This is a genomic window from Parabacteroides sp. KHUB-01, from assembly GCF_056640935.1.
This window is the reverse complement of sequence record NZ_CM153256.1, coordinates 3,534,834-3,559,241: the sequence shown is the minus strand read 5'-3', so window position 1 is coordinate 3,559,241 and position 24,408 is coordinate 3,534,834. Positions and strand designations below refer to the sequence as shown.

Annotated in this window: 19 protein-coding genes; 13 read left to right on the top strand and 6 right to left on the bottom strand. The window is 35.8% G+C overall.

Annotated features, from left to right (window positions below):
- Positions 1-310 precede the first annotated feature (310 nt).
- Positions 311-1,204 (bottom strand): ThuA domain-containing protein, encoded by an 894-nt coding sequence (locus ACYIAR_RS15055; protein WP_480330773.1) that lies wholly within the window; start codon positions 1,202-1,204, stop codon positions 311-313.
- 249 nt (positions 1,205-1,453) lie between these two features.
- Between ACYIAR_RS15055 and ACYIAR_RS15050 the strand changes: the two genes are divergently transcribed.
- Together ACYIAR_RS15050 and ACYIAR_RS15045 are read left to right on the top strand one after the other, a co-directional pair.
- Positions 1,454-2,275 carry a peptidylprolyl isomerase gene (locus ACYIAR_RS15050; RefSeq protein WP_480330771.1) on the top strand — a complete coding sequence of 274 codons (822 nt, stop codon included), beginning with the start codon at positions 1,454-1,456 and terminating at the stop codon, positions 2,273-2,275.
- 19 nt (positions 2,276-2,294) lie between these two features.
- Positions 2,295-2,696: a hypothetical protein gene (locus ACYIAR_RS15045; protein ID WP_480330769.1), complete on the top strand. Its 402-nt coding sequence runs from the start codon at positions 2,295-2,297 to the stop codon at positions 2,694-2,696.
- A 6-nt stretch (positions 2,697-2,702) separates the two neighbouring features.
- Here ACYIAR_RS15045 and ACYIAR_RS15040 read toward each other — a convergent pair whose 3' ends face one another.
- From ACYIAR_RS15040 to ACYIAR_RS15025, 4 genes are all read right to left on the bottom strand, one after another.
- Entirely contained in the window at positions 2,703-3,800 is a 1,098-nt protein-coding gene (locus tag ACYIAR_RS15040; RefSeq protein ID WP_480330767.1) for a YncE family protein, read from the bottom strand.
- 89 nt (positions 3,801-3,889) lie between these two features.
- Positions 3,890-5,110, bottom strand: coding sequence for a hypothetical protein (locus tag ACYIAR_RS15035; protein WP_480330765.1), 1,221 nt, complete (start codon positions 5,108-5,110; stop codon positions 3,890-3,892).
- Positions 5,111-5,290: 180 nt separating this feature from the next.
- A complete protein-coding gene (gene ilvA / locus ACYIAR_RS15030) occupies positions 5,291-6,487 on the bottom strand; it encodes a threonine ammonia-lyase (RefSeq protein WP_480330763.1) in 1,197 nt (398 codons plus the stop codon).
- Positions 6,488-6,546: 59 nt separating this feature from the next.
- On the bottom strand, positions 6,547-7,350 hold the full coding sequence (locus ACYIAR_RS15025; protein ID WP_480330761.1) for a helix-turn-helix domain-containing protein: 804 nt from the start codon (positions 7,348-7,350) through the stop codon (positions 6,547-6,549).
- A 320-nt stretch (positions 7,351-7,670) separates the two neighbouring features.
- Between ACYIAR_RS15025 and ACYIAR_RS15020 the strand changes: the two genes are divergently transcribed.
- The 4 genes from ACYIAR_RS15020 (at position 7,671) to ACYIAR_RS15005 (ending at position 14,202) form a co-directional block, all read left to right on the top strand.
- A complete protein-coding gene (locus ACYIAR_RS15020) occupies positions 7,671-8,888 on the top strand; it encodes a TolC family protein (RefSeq protein ID WP_480333675.1) in 1,218 nt (405 codons plus the stop codon).
- A 46-nt stretch (positions 8,889-8,934) separates the two neighbouring features.
- Positions 8,935-9,972: an HlyD family secretion protein gene (locus ACYIAR_RS15015; RefSeq protein WP_480330759.1), complete on the top strand. Its 1,038-nt coding sequence runs from the start codon at positions 8,935-8,937 to the stop codon at positions 9,970-9,972.
- Between the two features lie 2 nt (positions 9,973-9,974).
- Positions 9,975-11,534, top strand: coding sequence for an MFS transporter (locus tag ACYIAR_RS15010; protein WP_480330757.1), 1,560 nt, complete (start codon positions 9,975-9,977; stop codon positions 11,532-11,534).
- 334 nt (positions 11,535-11,868) lie between these two features.
- Positions 11,869-14,202, top strand: coding sequence for a glycoside hydrolase family 3 protein (locus tag ACYIAR_RS15005; RefSeq protein ID WP_480330755.1), 2,334 nt, complete (start codon positions 11,869-11,871; stop codon positions 14,200-14,202).
- Positions 14,203-14,307: 105 nt separating this feature from the next.
- On the opposite strand, the gene ACYIAR_RS15000 is transcribed toward ACYIAR_RS15005, so the two are convergent.
- Positions 14,308-15,063 (bottom strand): polyprenol monophosphomannose synthase, encoded by a 756-nt coding sequence (locus ACYIAR_RS15000; protein WP_480330753.1) that lies wholly within the window; start codon positions 15,061-15,063, stop codon positions 14,308-14,310.
- A 445-nt stretch (positions 15,064-15,508) separates the two neighbouring features.
- Between ACYIAR_RS15000 and queD the strand changes: the two genes are divergently transcribed.
- The 7 genes from queD to ACYIAR_RS14965 all read left to right on the top strand — a co-directional run bounded on the left by queD (position 15,509) and on the right by ACYIAR_RS14965 (position 24,231).
- A complete protein-coding gene (gene queD / locus ACYIAR_RS14995) occupies positions 15,509-15,841 on the top strand; it encodes a 6-carboxytetrahydropterin synthase QueD (protein ID WP_480330751.1) in 333 nt (110 codons plus the stop codon).
- Positions 15,828-16,376 carry a 7-carboxy-7-deazaguanine synthase QueE gene (locus ACYIAR_RS14990; protein WP_480330749.1) on the top strand — a complete coding sequence of 183 codons (549 nt, stop codon included), beginning with the start codon at positions 15,828-15,830 and terminating at the stop codon, positions 16,374-16,376. Before queD ends, ACYIAR_RS14990 begins: the two co-directional genes overlap by 14 nt.
- Before the next feature lie 54 nt (positions 16,377-16,430).
- Positions 16,431-18,332 (top strand): biosynthetic arginine decarboxylase, encoded by a 1,902-nt coding sequence (speA, locus tag ACYIAR_RS14985; RefSeq protein WP_480330747.1) that lies wholly within the window; start codon positions 16,431-16,433, stop codon positions 18,330-18,332.
- Between the two features lie 227 nt (positions 18,333-18,559).
- Positions 18,560-19,270 (top strand): response regulator transcription factor, encoded by a 711-nt coding sequence (locus ACYIAR_RS14980; RefSeq protein WP_480330745.1) that lies wholly within the window; start codon positions 18,560-18,562, stop codon positions 19,268-19,270.
- 2 nt (positions 19,271-19,272) lie between these two features.
- Positions 19,273-21,042: a sensor histidine kinase gene (locus ACYIAR_RS14975; protein ID WP_480330743.1), complete on the top strand. Its 1,770-nt coding sequence runs from the start codon at positions 19,273-19,275 to the stop codon at positions 21,040-21,042.
- A 98-nt stretch (positions 21,043-21,140) separates the two neighbouring features.
- A complete protein-coding gene (locus ACYIAR_RS14970) occupies positions 21,141-22,697 on the top strand; it encodes a DUF4435 domain-containing protein (RefSeq protein ID WP_480330741.1) in 1,557 nt (518 codons plus the stop codon).
- Positions 22,698-22,953: 256 nt separating this feature from the next.
- Positions 22,954-24,231, top strand: coding sequence for an ArnT family glycosyltransferase (locus ACYIAR_RS14965; RefSeq protein ID WP_480330739.1), 1,278 nt, complete (start codon positions 22,954-22,956; stop codon positions 24,229-24,231).
- Positions 24,232-24,408 lie beyond the last annotated feature (177 nt).

The window sequence follows — 24,408 nt, the reverse complement described above, 5'->3', positions numbered from 1 at the left end:
TTCATCAAGTTAGATAAAAAAATCACGGAAAATAATGAACCTTTTGAAACTATGTTCTGTTATTAGAATAAAGCAGAATATCAGTAGTATTTGTTTTTTCATATAAGTAGAGTTTGTTATTTGTTTGGTCCGTACAGAGCTGTGAAGTTCTGTACGGATTTTTATTTTTCAAAACAAAAAAATCGCAGAGACAGCAGATTGTAATCAATCTTATTTGCTGTTTCTGCGATTAAATAAAGTCAACTTGTTTTCTTGTCAACTTATCAGCTGAAAGTTTCGCTTACGAAACTTACCTTATATAATTCAACTGTCAACGATAATCCTTTCTCAACGAAATTTTGTCCTTGGTTGGGAAATCAGACGGAACAGGCTGGGTAACTTCGCCTGTTGCAGCCCATTCGCTTCCGCGAAGAAGCAAAACCTGGAAACCTGTGCATTGCATAGCAACATTGTCTTCAACAGTATTTCCTGCATGTCCAATCATAATATGGAAAATACGAGCTTTACCATAGTCAACAGTAAAAACAAGTGGCTCTTCACGTCCTGAACCACCAGTACTCTTATCAGAATATGCAGTGTAAAGCAAATCTTTTATATTGGCAGGTCCACGCATACGGTCATACAATTCATCTGTAGCATGGCGCCACTGGTTTGGCAAACCTTTGAGTACAGGATGATTTGAAGAGCGTGAATTAACAACATATTCATGTTGTTTTCCATGTGAACCTCCAGGACCGGCTGAATAATCTTTCACCAACGCTCCATCTTTCCAATAGGCATAAGGGCCGGAATTTTCATTTCTATTTTCCCAACCGCCCAATGCGCAAATCTGATTGAAGGCAGGCCAGTCTGCAAAAGCATTATCTGCAGCGTGATAAACAACAACGCCACCACCGTTTCTTACAAATTCCAAAAAACGGCTGTCTGTTTCAGCTGGCCATCTGTCGCCATTATAATCAAGCACAACCAACTGATATTTCATAAAATCTGGCTTGAAACTGCTCATATCTTCACCTTTGGACGGAGAGCAAGCAATATCAACATCAAAAAGTCCGGAATTCTCAAGAATTTTCTGAATAGCTACATGGCTGACCGGCCAATTATGGTTATTCTGCCCGGTAACGACAAGCGTCTTGATTGGCTCTGCCGCATAAGAGGATAGCATAAAGCAGCAAGCCACAAATAAATACAAAAGGTGTTTCATAAAGTATAACGATTATTAATTAATAAAATATGCATAACCATCAATGCATTTTTAAGCTGCACTTTTGAAGCCTGTTTAAATTTAAACTGCGAAAATAAAATTAAGCAAGCTCTTTTTCTGCCATAAAAATAGTTTTTATATCTTTACAGAACAATAATAAACTACATTTTTTACTTAAAACTGATGTTTTGCAACGGCAATCATAACTCAAGATTGCAACTGCTCAACTTTAATCAAATATTATAATTTATGATGATAAAAAAAACTATTGTTTCAGCTTTAGCCTTGTTCATTAGCCTGACAGGCATCAATGCCCAGAACGACACAATTTTTGTCACATTCAAAACTACTGCTGGCACGATGAAAGCCCGTCTTTATGACAACGTGCCAAACCATGTAAGTACATTTATCAAAAGAGCTCAAAGCGGAGAATACAACGGAACTTTGTTTACGAGAGTCATAAAAGATTTCATGATTCAAGGCGGTGCGCCCGACTCCAGAAACGCTCCTGCCGGTGCAAGATGTGGATTTGGTGATTCTAGTGCGGAGATTATGCCGGAACTCAGACCTGAATATTTCCATAAAAAAGGTGCATTGGCAGCTCCAAGACAAGACGACAAAATAAATCCTCAGAAGAAGTCTGACATGTCGCAGTTCTTTATAGTACAAGGAAAAGTTTATAGCGGCGGAGAATTGGACACTCTGGAAAAAGTAAAGAATTATCCTGCCAGAAAAAAGGCTTTGCAGGAATTTTATTATCCAGTAAGAGGACAACTGCAAATTCTAAAAATGGACAATCCGAGAGAATACAACAAAAAGATTGCAGAAATAAATGAAAAAATCGACTCTGTTATTCTGGCAACACCGGGACATCTTGTATTCACAGAAGAGCAGAGAAAAGCCTATACGACAATCGGCGGCTGTCATCATCTCGATGGAGTTTACACTATTTACGGCGAATTGGTCGAAGGCTTCGATGTCCTTGACAACATAGCAAACCAGAAGAAGGACAAATATGACAGACCGTTAAATGACGTTCGTATCCTGGAAGTCAAAGTTGAGAAAAAATAATTGAGAAAAGATTAAAGTCATGCTGAAAAGAGACTTCATAATGGTTCAAATTGAGGAAATCAGCAAAATGATTGTGCAACTGGTTTTCGACCGTAACGACGGAAATGACGGCGCAAAACAGCAAGATTCGCAGAAAGCACAAGAGCTGATTGACACAATCTACCGTACACTAAAGACTAATATAGATTTCATTCTCTCCCACTCGCCTGAAGAAATAAGGGAAGAGCTTAATCACGATGATTCATGCGGATTGGAACGTATGGAACTTGCTGCTAAAACAATGATTGAGCAAAGTTATTATTGTGATAAGGATTCAGAAATCCTGCGTCGCAAAGCTTGTGAAATCATAGAATATGTACAAGCCAACGACTCCACTTTCTCTTTGGAAAGAATGCAGATATTAAATGAATACAAAAAATGAGCAGAGTTAATTCTGCTCATTTTTGTTTTTATCGCTATCAGTGTTTCCAGGCACTAGAACCGGAGTTATTATATGATAATGTCTTTCCCTTAACAATAAAGGTTGTATTTTACCATTTTGACGCACAAACAATGTACTATCATTTGAAAAGTCCATGAAATGAACAAATTCCAAGGCATTGTCCAAACCTACAACTTCTGTGTAGTTTAATGTATATTCCGGTTCATCCAGATTATCCAATTCAAAGAACGATTTCCTGTTATAAGCATGAATACCAGCAGAAGCTCCTTCTGTTGAAATAAAGATATACTTTTCAGAAGCGGCAATTCCGTAAGGAATAGTGTTATCAGTATATTTCAATGACTTTACTTCATATAAAGAAGTATCCGCCTCACAAGAATAGATATACAATGTCTTATCCATATTATTTGCAGCCAATAAATATCCGTCAACTGCCTGCATATCATAATCCTGAGAGATTGATACAGAACCTGGTATACTATATTTATATTTAGGAGAAACATTCTTCTGCTTTTTAGCTATTGCTTCATTTATTTCTCTTCTGTCGAACAGTTTTAAGAGTTCAGACTGATCGCGCACATAAACGAAATTCGAGTCAACTGCCACACTGTTCGCCTGCTGAACAGAACCAGAAGTAGAGCCATCTCCAAGACGGCAAAGATATTCTTCAGTAAAACGATTATAAACAGAAACTTGGCTAGGATTTCCGCTTGTAACAAATAGCAAAGAATCGGACACACAAACATCACGGCTGTTAAGAGTTCTGCCGCTTTCGTTAGCGTAGATTGTATGAGAATATGTCATATTCTTTGCATCATACACTTCAATTGCTCGTGCAGTCCAGTTTGATATATATAATGTATCACCGGAAATACAGAAACCTAAAGGATTGAATCCTGCGGCATCCGAGGGCAAAGTGTTTCTGTCTATCGGTTGCCATAATGCTTCTGCATAGCGTTCCACAACTGTTATCGTATCAGTAGATTGCGGAACATCATTTATTACAATTTTCTCTTTGTTGCATGAATATAAAGACCCGGCAAGCAAAAGAGACATTATAGGGATAAAATTATTATTATACATAATTCCGTTTAGTTTATATATTACCTGCACAATATACGGTTGAATGGAATGTTTCTCATATCAACTGTAATTGGCAAGCGGGAAAACTGCTATTTTTTATATTGTAAAGATGAAACCTTATCAGCATTATCTCTGAAGTAAATATCCATCTTTGTATCTGTATCAGTATATTTCATTGCACTGTAATCTACAGAATGTCCCCAATATTTCTCATAATCAGGATTAGTGAAATCAAATTTCTTAGGATTACGATAAGGCAGTCTTTCCTGTTTACGTAAATAATTATGAAGCCAAGGCATACAGTTCACTGCAAAACCTGCACTATTTCCATAAGTAAGATTACTGCTGTGATTATATCCCATACAATGGGCAAATTCATGTGAAATCATATCCCAAGCTTGAGAAGACAAGGAATAATAATGAGTATAGAACATCCAGTGATCAACTCCTAAAGTAGTTCCACCGCCAAGTCCGCCTCCCATTGTTGTACGACCAAGTATTAATGTCCTGTCCATAGTCAACCTGTTATACAAATCTTCATAATCATCTGCATTAAAAGTCTCTCCATCATTTCCGTATAATTCACCGCCCATAACAGCATTATAATTATGCACAATATGATTCATTTCAGGAGAACTTACCATATATGCCAGATTTGTTATCATAACAACCCATTCACGAGCATAAATAGCATCCATTGTTCCCCACGAACTATTCAGATGATAATTACTGAATGAAAGATTCCAGCTTACTTTTATCTCGTTCTGCAGCTTGTTATATAAGCTGTCATTAGAAGAAACTGTAAATTTCACATCATCTGATTTCAGATAAGGCAGTTCAAAATCAATGTACTTTCCGTCTGCTGTCTGATATATTGACTGATCATTCACAAATCTCGGAGTATAGTCAATCTGACCTAATGCCGGAAGCGAGTCAATATGAGCAATAAGGAAAGGCTCGTCCATTCCAATATTCTGCAAAGAACAATAAATGGAAACATCGTGAATCGTTTCACAGACCCAACTAGTCAATCTCACTGTCCTGTCATCATAAATCCGAAGTTGCAGAAGCTCTTTTGTATTGAAACTACGGAGTTGATTATTGACTACTGTATCATTGTTTTCCATCCTATTCTTATCTACATAAAGAATAGTACGCTTACTATCATCTGAAATATCATTATATTTTAATGAGTCGACAGAAATCTCCGGAGAATACGGCAAAATATTTGTTTCATGTATTTCTGTAGTACATGAAACAAATATTAAAGAAAAAAGAAGCGGAATACACTTCAAAGGATTGTTCATCATAATCATTTTATATTAATGTAAGTATGGAATACAACAAAAATATATTTCAATAAAATATAACAGCAACATTTGTAAAAACACATACCCGGCAGCTATCGAGAGCGAGCCCAAACTAAGCCAGGTTCTATCCCGATAATTGCCGGGTTTAGTACTGTTTTATACTCTTTGAATAAATAGGAATTAACTTATAATCCTATAACCCGCAACAGTCAAAGCCTGCTGTATTTCATTTATCTGTTGCTGATTTCTTGTCTCCATTTCAAGATGCAGATAACAGCCATTAATATCTTTTGTATGGCTTACACGCTCGTGATAAACAGAAACAACATTAGCGCCACAACGTGCAATAATTTCAGACACATGCTGAAGCTGTCCAGGCTTGTCAACAAGTTCGATAGTCATTGTGACTGAACGTCCTGACTTCTGAAGGCCACGACCTATGACACGAGACAAAATAGTAACATCAATATTTCCACCTGACACAAGGCATATAACTTTCTTTCCTTCAACTGGAACTTTATTGAACATTGCAGCAGCAACAGAAACAGCACCTGCACCTTCTGCTATCAGCTTCTGTTGTTCAATCAAAGCTAGTATTGCTGTTGAGATTTCATCATCGTTAACTGTTACAATATCATCAACAAACTGCTGGCAATAGTCGAATGTATTTACTCCTGGTTCTTTTACTGCGATTCCGTCTGCAATAGTTCGGACTGATTCAAGGCGCTCAATTTTACCATGACTTATTGCCTGTTGCATACTTGGTGCACCTTGAGCCTGAACTCCATAAACCTTTATTTTAGGATTTAGTTGTTTGATTGCAAATGCAACACCTGATATAAGTCCACCGCCACCGATTGGAACTATAACAGCATCCACATCCGGCAATTGTTCCAGAAGTTCCAGACCAATTGTTCCCTGTCCAGCAATTACATCTTCATCATCAAAAGGATGGATAAATGTGTAACCTTTTTCATCACGCAATTGCAAGGCTTTCTGATAAGCGTCATCATATACACCTTCAACCAGACAAACATCAGCACCTAATGCTTTAGTTGCTTCAACCTTTGATATAGGAGCATTATCAGGCAAACAAATAAGTGATTTTATTCCATGAGCCGTTGCAGAAAGAGCAACACCTTGAGCATGATTTCCGGCAGAGCAGGCAACAACGCCTCTCTCCTTCTCTTCTTTTGTCAACTGGGAAATCTTAAAACAAGCACCACGGACTTTGAATGAACCTGTAACTTGAAGATTTTCCGGTTTAAGATATATTTGACTCTTTGGATTAATCCGTGGAGCAAATATCAAATCCGTACGGCGAATCACCGTACGTAAAGCATAAGAAGCCTGATAAATTCTATCTAATGTTAGCATATTATTATTTTTAACTGCGCAAAAGTACAAAAAAGATAAAGTTATTGTAACTTTAAATGTTATTTATCACGCAAGAATCCACCCGGAGATGTTCCTGTGATTTGTTTAAATACTCTATTGAAATTATTCGGTGTACTGAAACCAACATCGAAGGCTATCTGTTGCATAGTTTTGCCTCCATCGGTAAACAATTCTATTGCACGAATTATACGCTGCTGATTCAAATAACGGTTGAAACGTATTCCTGAACCCTGTAATAAACGGCTAAGGTTTCTGACTGAAAAACCAAACTTCTCAGCCAAAGAAGCTAATGTTATATCTTCATTTGAATGTTCCACTATATATTTAAGCACCGGACGTATACGTGAATCATTGGGAATTACTTTAGCCTGAAACATAAATTCCAGATTCTTATTCATAATTGGCAGGAAATTCAGAAATCCTAATGCATAATTATATAAATCCTTTGACTCGTCAATACTAATTTTAGCATTTCCTGTTGCAAGAAACTTCAACGTTTCTGAAATAACAGCGTTCGTATTATATATGTAAAAATTATTTCTTCTATCGCCCGGCTCAAACTTAAGATTACAATAAAAAATCACTATAGATATTCTTTTATTGTTGCTGGACAATTTATGTTCTGTTCCTCCAGGAATCCAAGCTATATGCTTTTCAGGAACAAAATAGTTATTCTCTCCAATCTGAATTCTCAAAGTTCCAGAAAGCATATATATAATCTGAAACTTCGGATGTGAATGATTATCAAGATTCACGCCTTCCCAGCCTGTCTTTTTTATATATATTTCAGTAGGAGATGAATCATTAATTATATTTATATACGCTCGTTGCTCCTTGTTCATATTATTCTTAATTCTGGCATAAAAGGATAATATTGTTGCTTTTTATGAAAATTCTGACCAAAATTAATATTTTACTTTTGCAAAATCAAAAATAACATACGCAAGTTTTTTAGGCAAAAATAAGACAACAAAAGATATATAGAACATTATCAACAGGTTGTATTGCACTATAATTTTTAGGGAATAATATTAGGACAAGAGTGTCCCGAAATAAATATAAAACATATTATATGATTAAAAGAAGATTGTTTCTAGGTTTTACATTGTTATGTTCATTTATTGGAATATCTGCACAGTACAAAATTCTCACCATCGAGGAAATGTTCCAATTGGCAGATGAAAACAGTAAGGCAATTAAAATACGTTCTATAGCTATTGACGAAGCGGAACAAGCTATAAAAGTAGCTAAAAACGACAAATTGCCAGATATAAAAGCTCACTTGTCTTTAAATTATATTGGTGACGGATATATGACTGATAGAGATTTTTCAAATGCTATACATGCAGAAATGCCTCATTTCGGAAATTCATTTGCTCTTAAAGCATCTCAAGTTGTATATGCAGGAGGAAAAATTTCCGAAAATATCAGAAATAAACAATTACATCAACAAATTGCGGAACTTGAACTTTCACAGCAAAAACAGGACTTACGCTTTATATTACTTGGCTATTATCTTGATTTATTTCAATTAAGGAATCAAGTCGTTGTATACCAAAAAAACATAGAACAGACTAAACTTCTTGTAAAAGATATGCAAGCAGCATATAAACAAGGAACTGCATTAAAAAGTGACATTACTCGATATGAACTTCAGTTACAGAATTTGGAACTTGGTCTGACAACTACAGAAAATAAGATGAACGTAATCAATCATCATCTTTCTACAACAATTGGTCTTGACCCAGCAATAAAATTATTGCCAGATACAACTATGCTTGTTAAATATTCCATTGATAAAGGAACAGAATCAACCTGGAGAGAAGATATTGACAATACACCTAAAATGAAACTTGCCCAAAAGGCTATTGAATTAAACCTTAGTGAACAACAAATGATTAAGGCAGAGCGCCGTCCAAACATTAGCCTTTTTGCAACAAATGAATTCAGTGGACCTATCCTTATTGAAGTTCCTCCAATGAATAATAATTTCACTTATTGGTTTGCTGGTGTTGAAGTCTCTTATAATATTGATGCTTTATTCAAAAGCAACAAAAAACTCAAAAAGGCGAAAATCTCCACAATGAAATCTGAGGAGAAAAGAAAACTTATCGAGGAAGAAATAGATAATGCATTACATGAAGCATATATCGGACTGGATGAAGCTTATGTCCGTCTGCGTACACAAAAGAAGAGTGTACAGTTGGCTCACGAAAACTACAAAATCGTCCAGCAACGTTATCTTAACGGTCTGTCACTAATTACGGATATGCTTGACGCTAGTAATATGCAGCTGGATATGGAGCTGAAACTTGCAAATGACCAGATTGGTATACTTTACCAATATTTCCTACTTAAGAAAATTACTGGCAGTTTATAATTTCAAGAGCAATTTTATTTAATCAGAAACTTAAAAATAAAAAGATATGATAAGCAATAAGAGAAGAATCATCCCTAACTTCATCATTATTTTAGTTATAGTTGCAGGATGCAGCTGGGCATTCGGACGTTTTTTTCATATAGGAAGTGTTGAATATACTGACAATGCTCAAATCAAGCAACACCTTACTCCTATAAATACGCGAGTTCAAGGTTTTGTTAAGAAAATATGTTATGAAGAATATCAGTCTGTTAAAAAGGGTGATACTTTGGTTATTATAGAAGATACAGAATATAGACTTAAAGTCGCACAAGCCGAGGCTGACTATCAGAACGCTCTTATCGGTAAAACTGCAATGTACACAACAATCAACACGACACAAAATGATATTTTGGTCACAGAAGCTGCTATCGATGAGCAATACATAAGAATGCAAAATGCCGAAACTGAATACAAGCGTTATTTAGAGCTAATGAAAGAAGAAGCTGTTACTCCACAACAGTTTGACCGCATGAAAACTGAATATGAAGCAACAAAAGCCAGATATGAGCAATTGTTACGTCAGCGTCAGTCAACTTCTCTGATTAAGGAAGAACAGACACAGAGACTTGAACAAAATGAATCAGCAATAAAAGTAGCTGAAGCTGCCTTGAATTTGGCAAAACTAAACCTTTCATATACTGTTATACTTGCAACTACTGACGGTGTAACAGGACGAAAAAACATCCATGAAGGAGAATTAGTTCAACCTGGACAAACTCTAGTCACTTTGGTGGACGGTACAGAAAAATGGGTTATTGCCAATTACAAAGAGACTCAAACTACTAATATGGGTGTTGGCCAATTAGTCGAAGTAAAGGTTGATGCTATTCCAGGTGTAACATTTGAAGGTAGAATATCTTCAATATCCGATGCAACCGGTTCTTTCTATTCTATAATTCCACAAGACAACTCAGCCGGAAACTTCGTCAAAGTTGAGCAAAGAATTCCTGTCAGAATTGAATTTACGGAAAACAATAAAGTTGAGAATCTGAACCGCCTTCGTGCCGGTATGAATGTGGAATGTATTGTTGATTTTGATTAAGTATGGATTTCTCACATTTACCCAGAGTTATATATTTCAAAGAAAAAGTTCCTACACCTGTATGTATTGTTATATCATTGATTTGTGCAATGATATTCCAATTCAACGGTGGAGTATTCCTGCCCACAGCATATCAGATGTCAAGTGCTTTGGGTTGGATACAAGAGGACGTTATGATGGCAGGATATGCTTCGTTCATAGGAATGACCATCATATTTCCAATCCTTATACGACTGAAATTCAGATTTACCACAAGGTCAATTCTTATGACTGTATGTCCTATCCTAATTATATGTAATATTATTGCTATAAATGTACATAACCAGCTCATTTTGATAATAACCTGCTTCATATCTGGATTCTTCAGGATGTGGGGAACCTTTGAATGTTTCTCAAATATCCGACTGACAGTAACACCTTCAGGAAACTTTTCAGTCTTTTATCCGGTGATTTATATTGTCGTTTTGGAAAGCATTCAAGTTTCTGGTATCGTGGCAATGCATCTTACTGATTTAGCCAATTGGCAATATATGCATTATTTTGTTATATGTTTGTTATTAGTAGCATGGATAACCCTCTATTTGCTGACAAGGCATATTCGTAAATGCAAACTGATGCCTCTTTATGGTATCGACTGGACTAGTGCCGTTATATGGACGATAATGCTGTTTTCTGTAGTCTTCATTTGTATATATGGAGAATACTTCGATTGGTTTTACAGTTGGGAGATAAGAATAGCAGCAGTAATAGCAGTTGTTGCCATTTTGATAAATATAAACAGAATGGCAAGTTTAAAACGTCCATACATTGAATTCCAGACATTACGATACAAGAATTTTCCAATCGTTCTGTTGCTTTTCCTTATGTTATGCCTTAATCAGACAACATCATCAGTTCTTCAAAACCTGCTTATGTCAAGAATTCTGAACTATGATAATCTGAATAGTATATCAATTAATTGGTTCGCTTTTGCAGGAATACTATGTGGTTCTGCAACCGTTTTTTATCGTAAAGCAATATTAAAAAAAGGATTTAAGATGCTTATATTCATTGGATTTCTTTTAGTAGTGATTTACCAATATTATATGTATTTCCTTATTTATCCGGATTTGAACATTGAAAGTCTTTATTTTCCGAACTTCTTACGAGGGCTAGGTCATGGTATTCTGTACATTTCCCTTACAATATATATAGCATTGAGTGTTCCGTTCAAGCATTTCTTTCAGGCATTGTGTGTTCTAAGTTTTATAAGGACAAGTATTGCCACTCCTTTAGGAACAGCTATTCTTAACAGATGGATGCGTCTCCTTCAAGTGGACAAAATAGGAATTGTTGGTAGGGATATTGACCAACTGCATGAATGGATGCCCAATGCCCCAATAAAAGAATTGTATGCCGAAGTAAACAGACAAGCTACAATGGTTAGTATGAAGGAGCTGTTCGGATGGGTTTGTATACAAGGTACAATCATATTACTTATTATTATCGGATACAGAATCTGGGAATTATATAAAGGAGAAAACAAACTTGAATTTTCAGATAAAGATGATAATCTTGAATAAAGATATATGAATGTAACCATTATATAGGTTCGAATGTAATTATATTTACATTCGAACCTACGTTAATTTTCTTCCGAATGTATCACAAAACACATTCGGACATATTTTTATCTCAATTATATTCTATATCATCGTATATATTATACACTGCAAAAACAAAATCAAGTAAATTGGATAATAAATAAAATATATTCACTACTTTTATACTATTAATTGTATTCGAAACACAAAACAACAAAACATATAAGTAAGTTTATTTTATATTCAATTGTTTGTTTAGTATTTAAGATTTTCGGATATTAACTTTATAAAACCACTTATTTTACTTATAAAAATGAAAAAGCAGCAATTAAGAAAATGTACAGCCTATGGAATGATTGGAGCTGTACTATTATCATCAGCAGCATGTTCTAACCGTAAATGGACAGAAAAAGAAAAAGGTTCTTACAACATTATCACGCAAGATGCCGGTGCAACTCTTGGTTATTCCACAAAATCCGGCATTAAGATTCTGACTATAGACGGTTTGGCTTTCAAAGATTTGAACAAAAACGGGAAACTTGACATTTACGAAGATTGGAGAAAAGATGCACTTGAGCGTTCAAAAGATCTGGCATCACAACTTTCCATAGAGGAAATTGCCGGATTGATGTTATATAGCGCACATCAGTCTATTCCTGGTGCAAGTAAAGGTTTTGGAGCTTCAACATATAACGGAAAACCTTTTGACGAAAGCGGAGCAAAGGCTTCAGATATTTCTGATGCCCAAAGAAAATTCCTCACCGAAGACAATTTACGTCACGTATTGATTACTAAAGTTCAAAGTCCAGCTATTGCTGCCGAATGGAACAACAATGTTCAAGCTCTTGTTGAAGGTATCGGACATGGTATTCCTGCCAACAACAGTTCCGATCCACGACATGCAACTGCAGCGGACACTGAATATAACTATGGTAGTGGCGGACAAATATCACTTTGGCCCGGATCACTTGGATTGGCAGCAACATTCCGCCCGGAACTTACCAAACGATTCGGAGAAATTGCATCTATTGAATACAGAGCATTAGGTATAGCTACTGCCCTATCGCCTCAGATTGATATGGCAACTGAACCGCGATGGAGCAGAGTGAGCGGAACCTTTGGCGAAGACTCACAATTATCTGCAGATATGGCAAGAGCATATGTTGACGGATTCCAAACATCTGAAGGTGAAAGTGAAATAAAAGACGGATGGGGATTTCACAGTGTAAACGCAATGATTAAACACTGGCCTGGAGGCGGACCAGGCGAAGCAGGCAGAGATGCACACTATGCCTATGGTAAATATGCTGTTTATCCAGGGAAAAACTGGGAAGAATTGAAAAAACCTTTTACAGATGGGGCATTTAAACTTGATGGTAAAACTAAGATGGCTTCAGCAGTTATGCCTTATTACACAATATCTGTCGGTCAGAATGGCGGAGGAGTTGATATAGCCAATAGCTACAACAAATTTCTTATAACAGACGAGTTGAGAAATAAATATAAATATGAAGGTGTTGTATGTACTGACTGGGGAATCACTGCAGATGAAACAGGTGTTGAAACATTTGCCGGAAAACCTTGGGGTGCGGAAAATATGACCGTAGCAGAACGTCACTATGCTATTTTGAAAGCAGGAGTTGACCAATTTGGCGGAAACAACGACAAGGGTCCTGTGCTTGAAGCATATCAGATGGGTGTAAAGGAATTTGGAGAAAAAGCAATGAGAGAAAGATTTGAATTGTCTGCAGTAAGACTGCTTATGAATATATTCAGAACAGGACTGTTTGAAAATCCATATCTCGATCCGGAAGAATCACAGAAAACCGTAGGTAATCCTGATTTCATGAAAGAAGCTTATAATACTCAGCTTAAATCAATCGTCATGGTAAAAAACAAGAACAATGTTCTGCCTATGAACAAGAGCAAAAAGGTGTATATTCCTAAACGCTACTTCCCTGCTGTGAAAGGATTCTTTGGAACTGTTAGCGAAGCTCATACAGATTATCCGGTCAATCTTGATTTAGTAAAAAAATATTATACACTGGTTGAAAATCCTGAAGAAGCAGATTTCGCAATAGTATTCATTACAAGCCCTAATAGTGGTGTCGGATATGATAAAGCTGATCGTGATAAAGGAGGAAACGGATATATGCCAATCAGCCTGCAATACAACGATTACACAGCGACACACGCAAGAGCGAAGAGTCTTTCTGGCGGTGATCCTTTTGAAGACTTTACAAACAGAAGCTATAAGGGTAAATCTGTAAAAACAGCCAATAAACAAGATATGCTGTCTGTAATTGAAACAAAACAGAAAATGAAAGGAAAACCAGTTATTGTTTCCTTGTCTATGACAAATCCAACCGTCATGTCAGAATTTGAACCTTCGGCTGATGCTATACTAATTGGTTTTGATGTTCAGAATCAGGCAATGCTAGATATTATAAGTGGCGAAGCAGAACCTTCAGCACTTTTACCATTACAAATGCCAGCAGATATGAAAACCGTAGAAGAGCAGTTTGAAGATACTTCACATGACATGAAATGTTACAAGGACAGTGAAGGAAATGTATATGATTTTGCATTTGGTCTTAACTGGAAAGGTGTAATAAACGATGAAAGAGTTACCAAATATAAAAAGTAAATCTTAATCTGTTTATAAAATGAAAGCTCATTATGGTATTATAAGAATATATATCAAACATCCATAAATACCATAATGAGCTTCTTAGTATATATTACTATCACATTAAGCCTTCTTAGCCTTATAAGATCTTATCGGTAATTTATTGAACCAACTCCATACTTTTAGTTTAAGCACGCCAAACAAAGCTTCACCAAAGATTGAAGAATTCATCTTTGAAACGCCTAAAACTCTATTAATAAAAATTATAGGCACTTCTATTATCTTAAATCCACATTTATATGCTGTAAATTTCATTTCAATCTGGAATGCATACCCCTTAAAGTGTATATTATCCAAATCTATAGCTTCAAGTACATAGCGTTTATAACATTTGAAACCTGCAGTTGTATCACGGACATTCATTCCTGTAACAAAACGTACATAAGTTGAAGCAAAATAAGACATCAGAACTCTTCCCAAAGGCCAATTCACAACATTCACACCATTGCAATAACGCGAACCTACAGCAACATCAGCACCTTGTTCTGAACAAGCAGAATAAAGTCTTGGCAAATCGTTCGGATTGTGGCTAAAATCAGCATCCATTTCAAAAATATAATCATATTTATGTTCGATAGCCCATTTAAAGCCGCATATGTATGCTGTTCCAAGACCCAATTTTCCAGTGCGTTCAACTAAGAAAAGCTTTTGGGGAAATTCCTCTTTCAATCGTTTAACAATAGCAGCTGTTCCATCTGGAGAACCATCGTCAATTATTAAAATATGAAATTCCTTTTCCAACGAAAAAACCGCACGAATAATATTTTCTATATTTTCCTTTTCGTTATATGTAGGAATAATAACTACACTGTCTGACATAAAAATAATTATTGATTCAATGATAACCGGATTGAATAATATATAAGTAATTCTTATAAAACGACATCTCCGACACAACCCGGCATACCAGAAATGTTGAATACAAAATTAATGTAATCTTTGTAAAAAACTAAATTTTACCGACATTTTTGAATTTATAGCGTATACCGATATTAAAAACATTTTTCAATCACATGAAAACACTTATACAGTTATTTGGGTTATAAAGAAAAGTAGTAAATTTGTAGCGATGCTCTGAGGTGACATTAAGAGCTTCGCTTTTTTAATAATTAAACAATTTAAGTTTTGCAAACTTACAACTCTATGTTGACAAAGATTCACTTATGAAGTTGACAAGATTTTAAAATAATAAATGAAAAACTTGTCAGCTTATTTATTGTCAGCCATACGTCAAGTTGCACAACTTTAATTAATAACAAAAGCTATGTATACTGTTGTTAAAAAATTAGAAATTTCTGCTGCTCATTCCTTGCAGTTATCTTATCCAAGTAAATGTTGTAATTTACATGGTCACAATTGGATTATTACTGTTCATTGCCGTTCTAAAGAACTGAATGAAGATGGAATGGTTATTGATTTCAGCCATATCAAAAATAAAATCAAAGACAAATTAGACCATAAGAATCTTAATGAAATTCTTCCTTTCAATCCAACAGCAGAAAACATTGCTCGCTGGATATGTGATCAACTTGAGTCATGTTATAAAGTAGAAGTTCAAGAATCTGAAAACAATACCGCAGTCTATGAGAAAGATTAATGAGATTTTTTACAGCTTGCAAGGCGAAGGTTTTCATGTTGGGACACCAGCATTGTTCATCAGATTCTCAGGATGTAATCTCCATTGTGACTTCTGCGATACAAAACATACTGAAGGAGAATATATGGATGATGAAGAAATATTGCTCAATGTCCGCCAATATCCGGCAAAAACTGTAATTCTAACTGGAGGAGAACCTTCACTGTCGATTGATTCAAATTTTGTGGATATGCTACACAAAGAAGGTAAATTTGTATGCGTTGAAACAAATGGCACGCATAAATTGCCAGAAAACATTGACTGGATTACATGTTCACCCAAAGAAAACTCTATTATTAAATTGCAAAAAGCGAATGAAGTGAAAATAGTATACACACAGCAAGATGTTGAGCAATATTATCATAACATCAAAGCTCAGTACTATTTCCTTCAACCATGTTCTTGCAAAAACACTGACGAAGTGATTGAATATATAAAAAAACACCCTTGGTGGAGATTAAGTTTACAAACACATAAATTAATTAACATCCCATAGAGTATCAGACATATACTTGGGGTAAATATTCATTTTAAACACATTTTAAGGTAAATGAGAAAATGGAAAATTGAAGATTCAGCCGAGCTGTACAACATCAATGGATGGGGGCTGAATTATTTCTCGGTCAACGAGAAAGGGCACGTGGCTGTTCAACCAAAGCCGGGTGGTCCAACTATCGACTTAAAGGAGTTGATGGAAGAACTGCAGCTGCATGATGTAGCTGCCCCTCTGTTACTGCGTTTTCCAGATATTCTGAACAATCGAATTGAAAAAATATCCGGTTGTTTTGAAAAGGCAGCAAAAGAATATGGCTATAATGCCAAAAATTATGTCATTTATCCTATTAAGGTGAATCAGATGCGTCCAGTTGTGGAGGAAATTGTAAGCCATGGCAACAAGTACAATATTGGTCTTGAAGCCGGTTCAAAGCCAGAACTCCATGCTGTTTTGTCAATCGATATTGACAACGATGCAATTATTGTTTGTAATGGATACAAAGATGAGAGTTATATCGAACTCGCCTTGTTAGCCCAGAAAATGGGAAGACAGATATTCCTAGTTGTTGAAAAGATGATGGAACTGCATACCATCGCGACTTTGGCAAAAAGAATGAATGTCCGCCCTAATATTGGCATCCGTATTAAACTTGCAAGTTCCGGAAGTGGAAAATGGGAAGAATCAGGAGGCGATGTCAGCAAATTCGGTCTGAACTCAAGTGAACTTCTTGATGCTTTGGCTTTCCTTGAAAAAAATGAATTATCAGATTGTCTCCAGTTGATTCATTTCCACATTGGAAGCCAGGTTACAAACATCAGAAGAATTAAAACAGCTTTGCGTGAGGCAACTCAGTTCTATGTTCAATTGAAAAAGATGGGATACGACATCCGTTTCTTTGATATTGGCGGAGGCTTAGGTGTTGATTATGATGGCACACGTTCTCCTCTTAGTGGTAACAGCATGAACTATTCTATACAGGAATATGTAAACGATGCTGTTTCATCTCTTGCTGATGTCTGCAAAAAGAACAATATGGAACAGCCTAATATCATCACAGAATCTGGACGATCACTTACTGCACATCATTCCGTTCTTGTATTCGAAGCTCTGGCAAGTGCAGGTCTTCCGATATGTGATGACAACGAAGAGTTGCAACCAGATGCACATGAGCTTGTGAAAGAATTGTATAATCTATGGGACAATTTGAACCAGCCAAGACTTATCGAAACTTGGCATGACACAATGCAATGTCGTGAAGAAGCTCTTGAGCTTTTTAACATAGGTCTGATTGATTTGAAAACAAGGGCTCAAGTAGAGCGTTTGTTCTGGTCCATAGCACGCGAAGTATACGAAATGGCTGAGAATATCAAACATTCACCTGAAGAGCTTAAGAAAATTGCAAAAATGTTACCTGATAAATATTTCTGCAACTTCTCTCTGTTCCAGTCTCTTCCAGACTCTTGGGCTATCGACCAGATTTTCCCTGTTATGCCATTGAGCCGATTGGATGAAAAGCCGACAAAATCAGCAACTATACAAGACATAACTTGTGACTCTGACGGAAAAATTGATAACTTCATATCAACAAAGAATTTCTCATACCACTTGCCTGTTCATCCATTGAAACCGGATGAGCCTTATTATATTGGTGTATTCCTTGTAGGTGCATATCAGGAAATTCTTGGAGATTTACATAATCTGTTTGGTGACACAAATGCTGTTCATATAAAAATCAAAGACAACAAATATGTAATTGATAAAATTATCGAAGGCGAAACAGTTGCTGACGTTCTTGATTATGTACAGTTTAATCCAAAACGCATGGCACGCTCAATCGAAGTTTGGGTTGCAGGAGCCGTAAAACAAGGTAAAATTTCTACTGAAGAAGGACGTGAATTCCTGGCGAACTACCGTTCTGGTCTTTATGGATACACTTACCTTGAAAAATCCAGATAATAACAAAATTCAATCTGATTATTAAATTGCAAAACTTAGATTTCTGAAAAAGGAATCTAAGTTTTGTTTCAAATATATGACAAACCCAAAACAAAAACACAACAAAACAATTATTCCTTCTTGTTTACAATTACAGCAATTTTAATCCTTGTAACACGATTGTAACACATTTTTCATATCTCGGAAATACCATATATATTCTTTTGCAAACAAAAAAGTACGACAAAATGAACGATAACATTACATCTTCACATATTCTGGTAGTAGATGATGAAGAAGACCTATGCGAAATTCTTCAGTTCAATCTTGAAATGGAAGGTTTCAAAGTTGATACAGCCCATAGCGCGGAAGAAGCATTAAAGTTGGATCTTACAAAATACCAACTTTTGCTACTTGATGTAATGATGGGAGAAATTTCAGGTTTTAAAATGGCTAAAATATTAAAGGCAGACGAAAAGACTGCACATTTGCCAATCATATTCCTGACAGCAAAAGACACAGAGAACGATGCACTGACTGGTTTCAATCTTGGAGCAGACGATTATATTTCCAAACCTTTCTCAATCAGACAGGTTATCGCCAGAGTTAAAGCTGTGATACGCAGAACAAACACTGTAAATAAAAAAGAAGAATCAGACGAAAACAGATATCTCAGCTACCAAACTCTCACACTGGATACAAAACGCATAAAAGCGACTATTAAGGGAGAAGAAATATCTCTTACAAAAAAAGAATTTGAGATACTTAAACTATTCCTTGAAAATAGAAACTGCGTATTAAGCCGCGAAGACATTCTTTCCCGAGTATGGAGTGATGAAGTATATGTTCTCGATAGAACTATTGATGTAAACATCACCAGATTAAGAAAAAAAATAGGCGAATATGGAAAGAATATAGTAACACGCCTTGGTTTTGGTTATTGTTTTGAAGGAGAATAATAATGTATAATAATACAACAGAAAAAAATTCACAGAATAGAATACCTTTTAGCCAAAGACTATTTTGGTCTGTATTTTTCATTTTTTTAGGCTTCACTGTTTGCGTTCTTATTTTTCAATATCAGCGTGAAACAGAATTTACACGAGAGAAACTCAACAGTGTTCTAAGCAGTTATAACTATCAGTTACATCATAGAGCACAATACACTAACAATCTGGATAGTCTTGTTGAAGAATTTATCAGGGAAATTCCTGAAACCGAAATGCGAGTGACTATAATCAGTCCCGAAGGAGAAGTTCTGTTTGACAATACTGGAACTGAAAAATTCAACAACCACAACGACAGAAGTGAGGTAAGAAAAGCACGAATGAATATGAACGGATATGCTATCCGCTCGTCAGGATCAACAGGACAGGAATATTTCTATTCGGCAAACAATATTGACGGATACATCTACAGATGTGCTATACTTTATGGCCCTTATGTAAAAAACACATTGAAAGTAAATAAGGAATTCATATACTTTATGGCGCTGATGATTCTTGTTTTCTTCATTGTGCTTTCACGTTTTACTTTCAGTATCGGACAAACTATAGCCAAACTAAAGTATTTCTCACAAAATGTTCCAAAGAACCCAGAAAAGGAAATTGAATACAATTTTCCCAATGACGAACTTGGAGATATAGCACAACAAATCATTTCAATATACAGAAAACAACAAAAGGCAAAGAACGACCTTGCTCTGGAAAGAGAAAAGATAATCAAACACTTCCAATACGCCAAAGAAGGATTTGCAGTATTTACAAAAGAAGGTGTTGAAATTCTTGCCAATATCCAAATTATCCAATTTGCCAATCTGATTTCAAATACTGAAATTCATTCTTCTGAAGAAATCATTGACATTCCAGAACTTGAAGAAATACGTAATTTCATTAATGAAAAGTCAAAAGAGCCTAAGGTAAAAGTTCTCAGACAAACATCGACAATTGATAAAGGAGGTAAAACGTTCTCCGTTGAATGTATTCTTTTCCTAAACAATAGCTATGAGATTTCGATTAATGACATAACTCAGCAGGAAGAAGAATACAAGATGAAAAGGCAATTGACTCAAAACATTGCCCATGAACTGAAAACTCCTGTCAGCAGCATACAAGGATATTTGGAAACATTACTTTACAATGACAATATTGAAGCTAGCAAACAGAAATTTTTCCTGGAAAGATGTTACTCACAAAGTCTGCGCCTTACAGATTTATTGCAAGATATTTCTGTCCTCAACAGACTTGAAGAAGCTTCAGGCATGTTCGAAATCACAGATGTCAACATCAACAAGATGATTGAAGAAATTGAAAAAGAATGTGCCCAGAAAATTGAAAGTAAAGGTATAACAACAAAAGTAATCCTTCCGGAAAATGCTATGATTCATGGAAACTACTCTTTGTTGTATTCAATATTCCGTAACCTGTATGACAATGCTATTGCTTATGCTGGCGATGGTATAAAAATAAAACTTAATTGCTACAAGGAAGACGATTCTTACTATTATTTCAGTTTCGCAGATAATGGTACGGGAATTCCGGAAGAGCATCTGAACAGAATATTCGAACGTTTTTACAGAGTAGATAAAGGCAGAAGCCGAAAAATAGGTGGAACAGGACTAGGATTGTCAATAGTTAAAAACGCTGTTCTCTTCCACAAAGGACAAATATCAGCCAAAAGCACATTAGGAAAAGGGACAACTTTCCTGTTTACTCTAAAAAAGAGAGTATAGCTCCTATAAGTGATATGCATTAAACATCATTTAATGCATATCACTTGTTTTTTATACAGAAGAGTTCTTATATTTGAAAAACGTAAATCTTAGATATTATGGAATTAACTCTTCCCATAAAACAAGGAGCAAGAAATACAGAAACTATCCATACAAATATTCTTGTAGTAATCGGGACGAATGGTGTTGGTAAAAGTTCGTTCGGCCGCGATTTACTAGACAGATATCCAAATCAATCAGAAAGAATATCAGGACTGCATGCCTTGTTTATTAACAGTGACAATACAGAAAGTCCAGGACCATCATTCGCATTCTTCAAATCTATCCTTAAAGAAAGAATTTCTGTACCTGTATTATCAGATTATGAAAAACTTATCCTACAGCTTCAATATGAAGAATACGAAGCTGCTGTAAACTTCAAGGAAAGATATAAAGAAAACAAAGATTTTCAGCCTCCTGTAACAAAACTGGACTATATACAGAAAATATGGGAAAAAATGTTTCCTCACAACCAGCTGGTAAGAAAATCAGGATTCATTGAAGTTCGTCCGGCAAAAAAGAATATTCCATCATATACTGCTGGAAGAATGAGCGACAGTGAAAAGCTCGTATTCTATCTGGTTGGAGCAATATTATGTGCCAAACCTAATGCACTTCTAATAATTGATGAACCAGAAACTCTTCTCCATAATTGTATAAAAAACCAGCTATGGGATGAGATTGAAAATATGCGTCCTGACTGTACATTTGTATATCTTACCCACGACATAGAATTTGCCGCATCCCGAAACGACAGCAAAAGAATCTGGCTACGTTCTTTCAATGCCGAACAGAAATGTTGGGATTATGATATTATAGGAAATAACGACGGTTTTCCGGAAGAATTATACATGGAAATACTTGGAAGCCGTAAACCTATATTATTCATCGAAGGAACAGACAGTAATAGCATTGACAGCCGTTTATATCCACTTATATACCCTGATTATATGGTAAAGCCAATGGGTGGATGTCAGAAAGTTATTGAAACTACAAAAGCTTTCGGCGAGCTCAAGGATTTCCATAATCTGAAAAGCATGGGTATTGTTGACAGAGACAGAAGAACTGAAGGCGAAATAAAATATCTCAGAAGTCAGAACATATTCGTACCAGATGTAGCAGAAGTAGAAAACTTACTGATGCTCGAAGACGTAATCAAAACTGTAGCCGGAAGACTTCTGAAAGACCCGGAAGAAGTGTTCTCACAAACAAAGGAAAATGTAATCCGTCTTTTTGAAAAAGAATTAGACAGCCAGACACTTCTGCATGCAAAACATTTAGTCCGCAAGAAACTAGAAATGGCTATGGCATACAAGATTAACAGTTGTGAAGAACTTACTGCTCATGTAGAAAGTATTCGCCATAACATCAATGCAGAAGAAATATATAACAATATAAAAGAAGAGTTCAAAAGCTATATTGACAACGAAGATTATAGCAGTATCCTTCGCGTCTACAACCAGAAAGGAATGCTTCCGCAAAGCAGATTATGCTCTTTGTGCGGCATCAGTAATAAGGAGAACTATCTGAACCTTATCCTTTCACTGTTAAAAAGCAACGACGCTGACGGACAGAGGATAAGAAACTGCATTAGATGCGCTATCGGTTCATGCTGATTAATCCTCAAAAACATCTAAGCAAGTTGGCAAACTAAAAACATCTTTGCCAACTTGCCATCACATTAACTTACCACATAATTTATCGTACGTTTAGCTTGTAAAACTTCTGTTAATAAATTATGTTACCCAACATATTTATAAAAAAACAGACAAGCAATAATGATTGTTTTTTGTATATTTGACGCAATTTTTTAAATCAATTATTATGCGTACACCTACACTGCAATATTTGTACCTGCAAAAACCGGTAACAATGATAGTCATCATATGTATAATATCGGTTTTGCCATGGCTTGGACTTTCGGACATCTCTATGCCCGACAATTCCGAAACGGCACAAATTTCATCGGCAATGCTTGAATCGGGCAATTGGATAGCTCCTATCCTGTCTGGTAAATATGTATCATATGACCATCCAATGCTCTATTGGCTTGTTTCTTTATGTTCGTTATGGCAAGGATATGTCTCACACCTAACAGTGTTGCTTCCGGGAGCCGTTGCATATATTGCTATAATAACTAGTACACTGATATTTTTCGGCAGACGAACCAAGTTCCACGAAGCTTTCATTGGCTCACTTTTCTTAATCACTTGCGTTGGTATGCAGAATATATACTTCGTCAATTCAGGCGATTTGCTTTTTGCTACATTCATAATCATCTCCCTAACCCAGCTCTACAGATGGGAAGAAACCATTGAGCTGAAAGGACTTCCGGTTGGAATATCCGCACTTCTTAGCGCTGCCGTACTCACAAAAGGACTTATGGGATTAATATTGCCACTCCTTGCGTTTGGAATATATCTTTTTATGCTTAATAAATACGACAAGCTTACCATATTCAAAACCCTTTTCTATATGGGAGTTTCGGCTTTATTTATTCCTGCATTGTGGTATATTGCAATCTGGAAACAAGGTGGTTTCGAATTATTACAGTCTGTGATGAGCCTTGAGTTTGATTATTTCTGGAAAGGCTCAAACTATAATATATTCTACACATTCCTGCTCCTTGCTGTTGGATTCATGCCTTGGGTCGTATTTTTTGTATTCTCTCTATTCGGAGCTCAATACAAAAAACCATCAATGCCGAAAAACAATGTAAAGTTTTTCAGTTTCATTGTCCTTGTTTCCCTGTTTGTAGTATATGCAATCATGCCGGTAAAGAAGAGTTCATTTCTTCTACCAATATACCCTTTCATAACCATATTCCTTGCAGAATATGCTCTTTTCGTAACAGAATACAGAACGCTTTGCACCCGCATATTTGCTGCATTTCTTGCAACAGTTGTACTCCTTGGTCTGATGGTTCCATTTTTCCCTGAAAGTTGGGGCATCAATCTGGTTATAGATTTCACCCCAAGAATAACACTTGTTGCCGGATTCACATGCGTAATGCTGGCTGCTGTATATTATCAGATGCTGAAACGAATAAATATAAAAATTCTATACGCAACTATTGCCCTTACATTTGCAGTAAACATGCTGCTTAATGTTCTTATGGGAAGTTCATTCCTATCTGGATTTGTTGGGTAAAAGCAACAAGAAATTACATTCGGACATAAATATAATTTGTTTCGAAAGCAATCAGATTTTCTTTCGGAACAAAAAGAAATTCCTTTCGAAAGAAAATTAAATTGCTTTCGAAAGGAATTTTCTGTTTTTATTCCTTGCAACGTAACGGAATGTGCCATTATGTCACGTTAACTTCAC

Excerpts from the sequence above, each read along its gene's own strand:
- ACYIAR_RS15055 (WP_480330773.1), bottom strand. The coding sequence starts at position 1,204 with ATGAAACACCTTTTGTATTTATTTGTGGCTTGCTGCTTTATGCTATCC.
- ACYIAR_RS15050 (WP_480330771.1), top strand. The coding sequence starts at position 1,454 with ATGATGATAAAAAAAACTATTGTTTCAGCTTTAGCCTTGTTCATTAGC.
- ACYIAR_RS15045 (WP_480330769.1), top strand. The coding sequence starts at position 2,295 with ATGCTGAAAAGAGACTTCATAATGGTTCAAATTGAGGAAATCAGCAAA.
- ACYIAR_RS15040 (WP_480330767.1), bottom strand. The coding sequence starts at position 3,800 with ATGTATAATAATAATTTTATCCCTATAATGTCTCTTTTGCTTGCCGGG.
- ACYIAR_RS15035 (WP_480330765.1), bottom strand. The coding sequence starts at position 5,110 with ATGATGAACAATCCTTTGAAGTGTATTCCGCTTCTTTTTTCTTTAATA.
- ilvA (WP_480330763.1), bottom strand. The coding sequence starts at position 6,487 with ATGCTAACATTAGATAGAATTTATCAGGCTTCTTATGCTTTACGTACG.
- ACYIAR_RS15025 (WP_480330761.1), bottom strand. The coding sequence starts at position 7,350 with ATGAACAAGGAGCAACGAGCGTATATAAATATAATTAATGATTCATCT.
- ACYIAR_RS15020 (WP_480333675.1), top strand. The coding sequence starts at position 7,671 with ATGTTCCAATTGGCAGATGAAAACAGTAAGGCAATTAAAATACGTTCT.
- ACYIAR_RS15015 (WP_480330759.1), top strand. The coding sequence starts at position 8,935 with ATGATAAGCAATAAGAGAAGAATCATCCCTAACTTCATCATTATTTTA.
- ACYIAR_RS15010 (WP_480330757.1), top strand. The coding sequence starts at position 9,975 with ATGGATTTCTCACATTTACCCAGAGTTATATATTTCAAAGAAAAAGTT.
- ACYIAR_RS15005 (WP_480330755.1), top strand. The coding sequence starts at position 11,869 with ATGAAAAAGCAGCAATTAAGAAAATGTACAGCCTATGGAATGATTGGA.
- ACYIAR_RS15000 (WP_480330753.1), bottom strand. The coding sequence starts at position 15,063 with ATGTCAGACAGTGTAGTTATTATTCCTACATATAACGAAAAGGAAAAT.
- queD (WP_480330751.1), top strand. The coding sequence starts at position 15,509 with ATGTATACTGTTGTTAAAAAATTAGAAATTTCTGCTGCTCATTCCTTG.
- ACYIAR_RS14990 (WP_480330749.1), top strand. The coding sequence starts at position 15,828 with ATGAGAAAGATTAATGAGATTTTTTACAGCTTGCAAGGCGAAGGTTTT.
- speA (WP_480330747.1), top strand. The coding sequence starts at position 16,431 with ATGAGAAAATGGAAAATTGAAGATTCAGCCGAGCTGTACAACATCAAT.
- ACYIAR_RS14980 (WP_480330745.1), top strand. The coding sequence starts at position 18,560 with ATGAACGATAACATTACATCTTCACATATTCTGGTAGTAGATGATGAA.
- ACYIAR_RS14975 (WP_480330743.1), top strand. The coding sequence starts at position 19,273 with ATGTATAATAATACAACAGAAAAAAATTCACAGAATAGAATACCTTTT.
- ACYIAR_RS14970 (WP_480330741.1), top strand. The coding sequence starts at position 21,141 with ATGGAATTAACTCTTCCCATAAAACAAGGAGCAAGAAATACAGAAACT.
- ACYIAR_RS14965 (WP_480330739.1), top strand. The coding sequence starts at position 22,954 with ATGATAGTCATCATATGTATAATATCGGTTTTGCCATGGCTTGGACTT.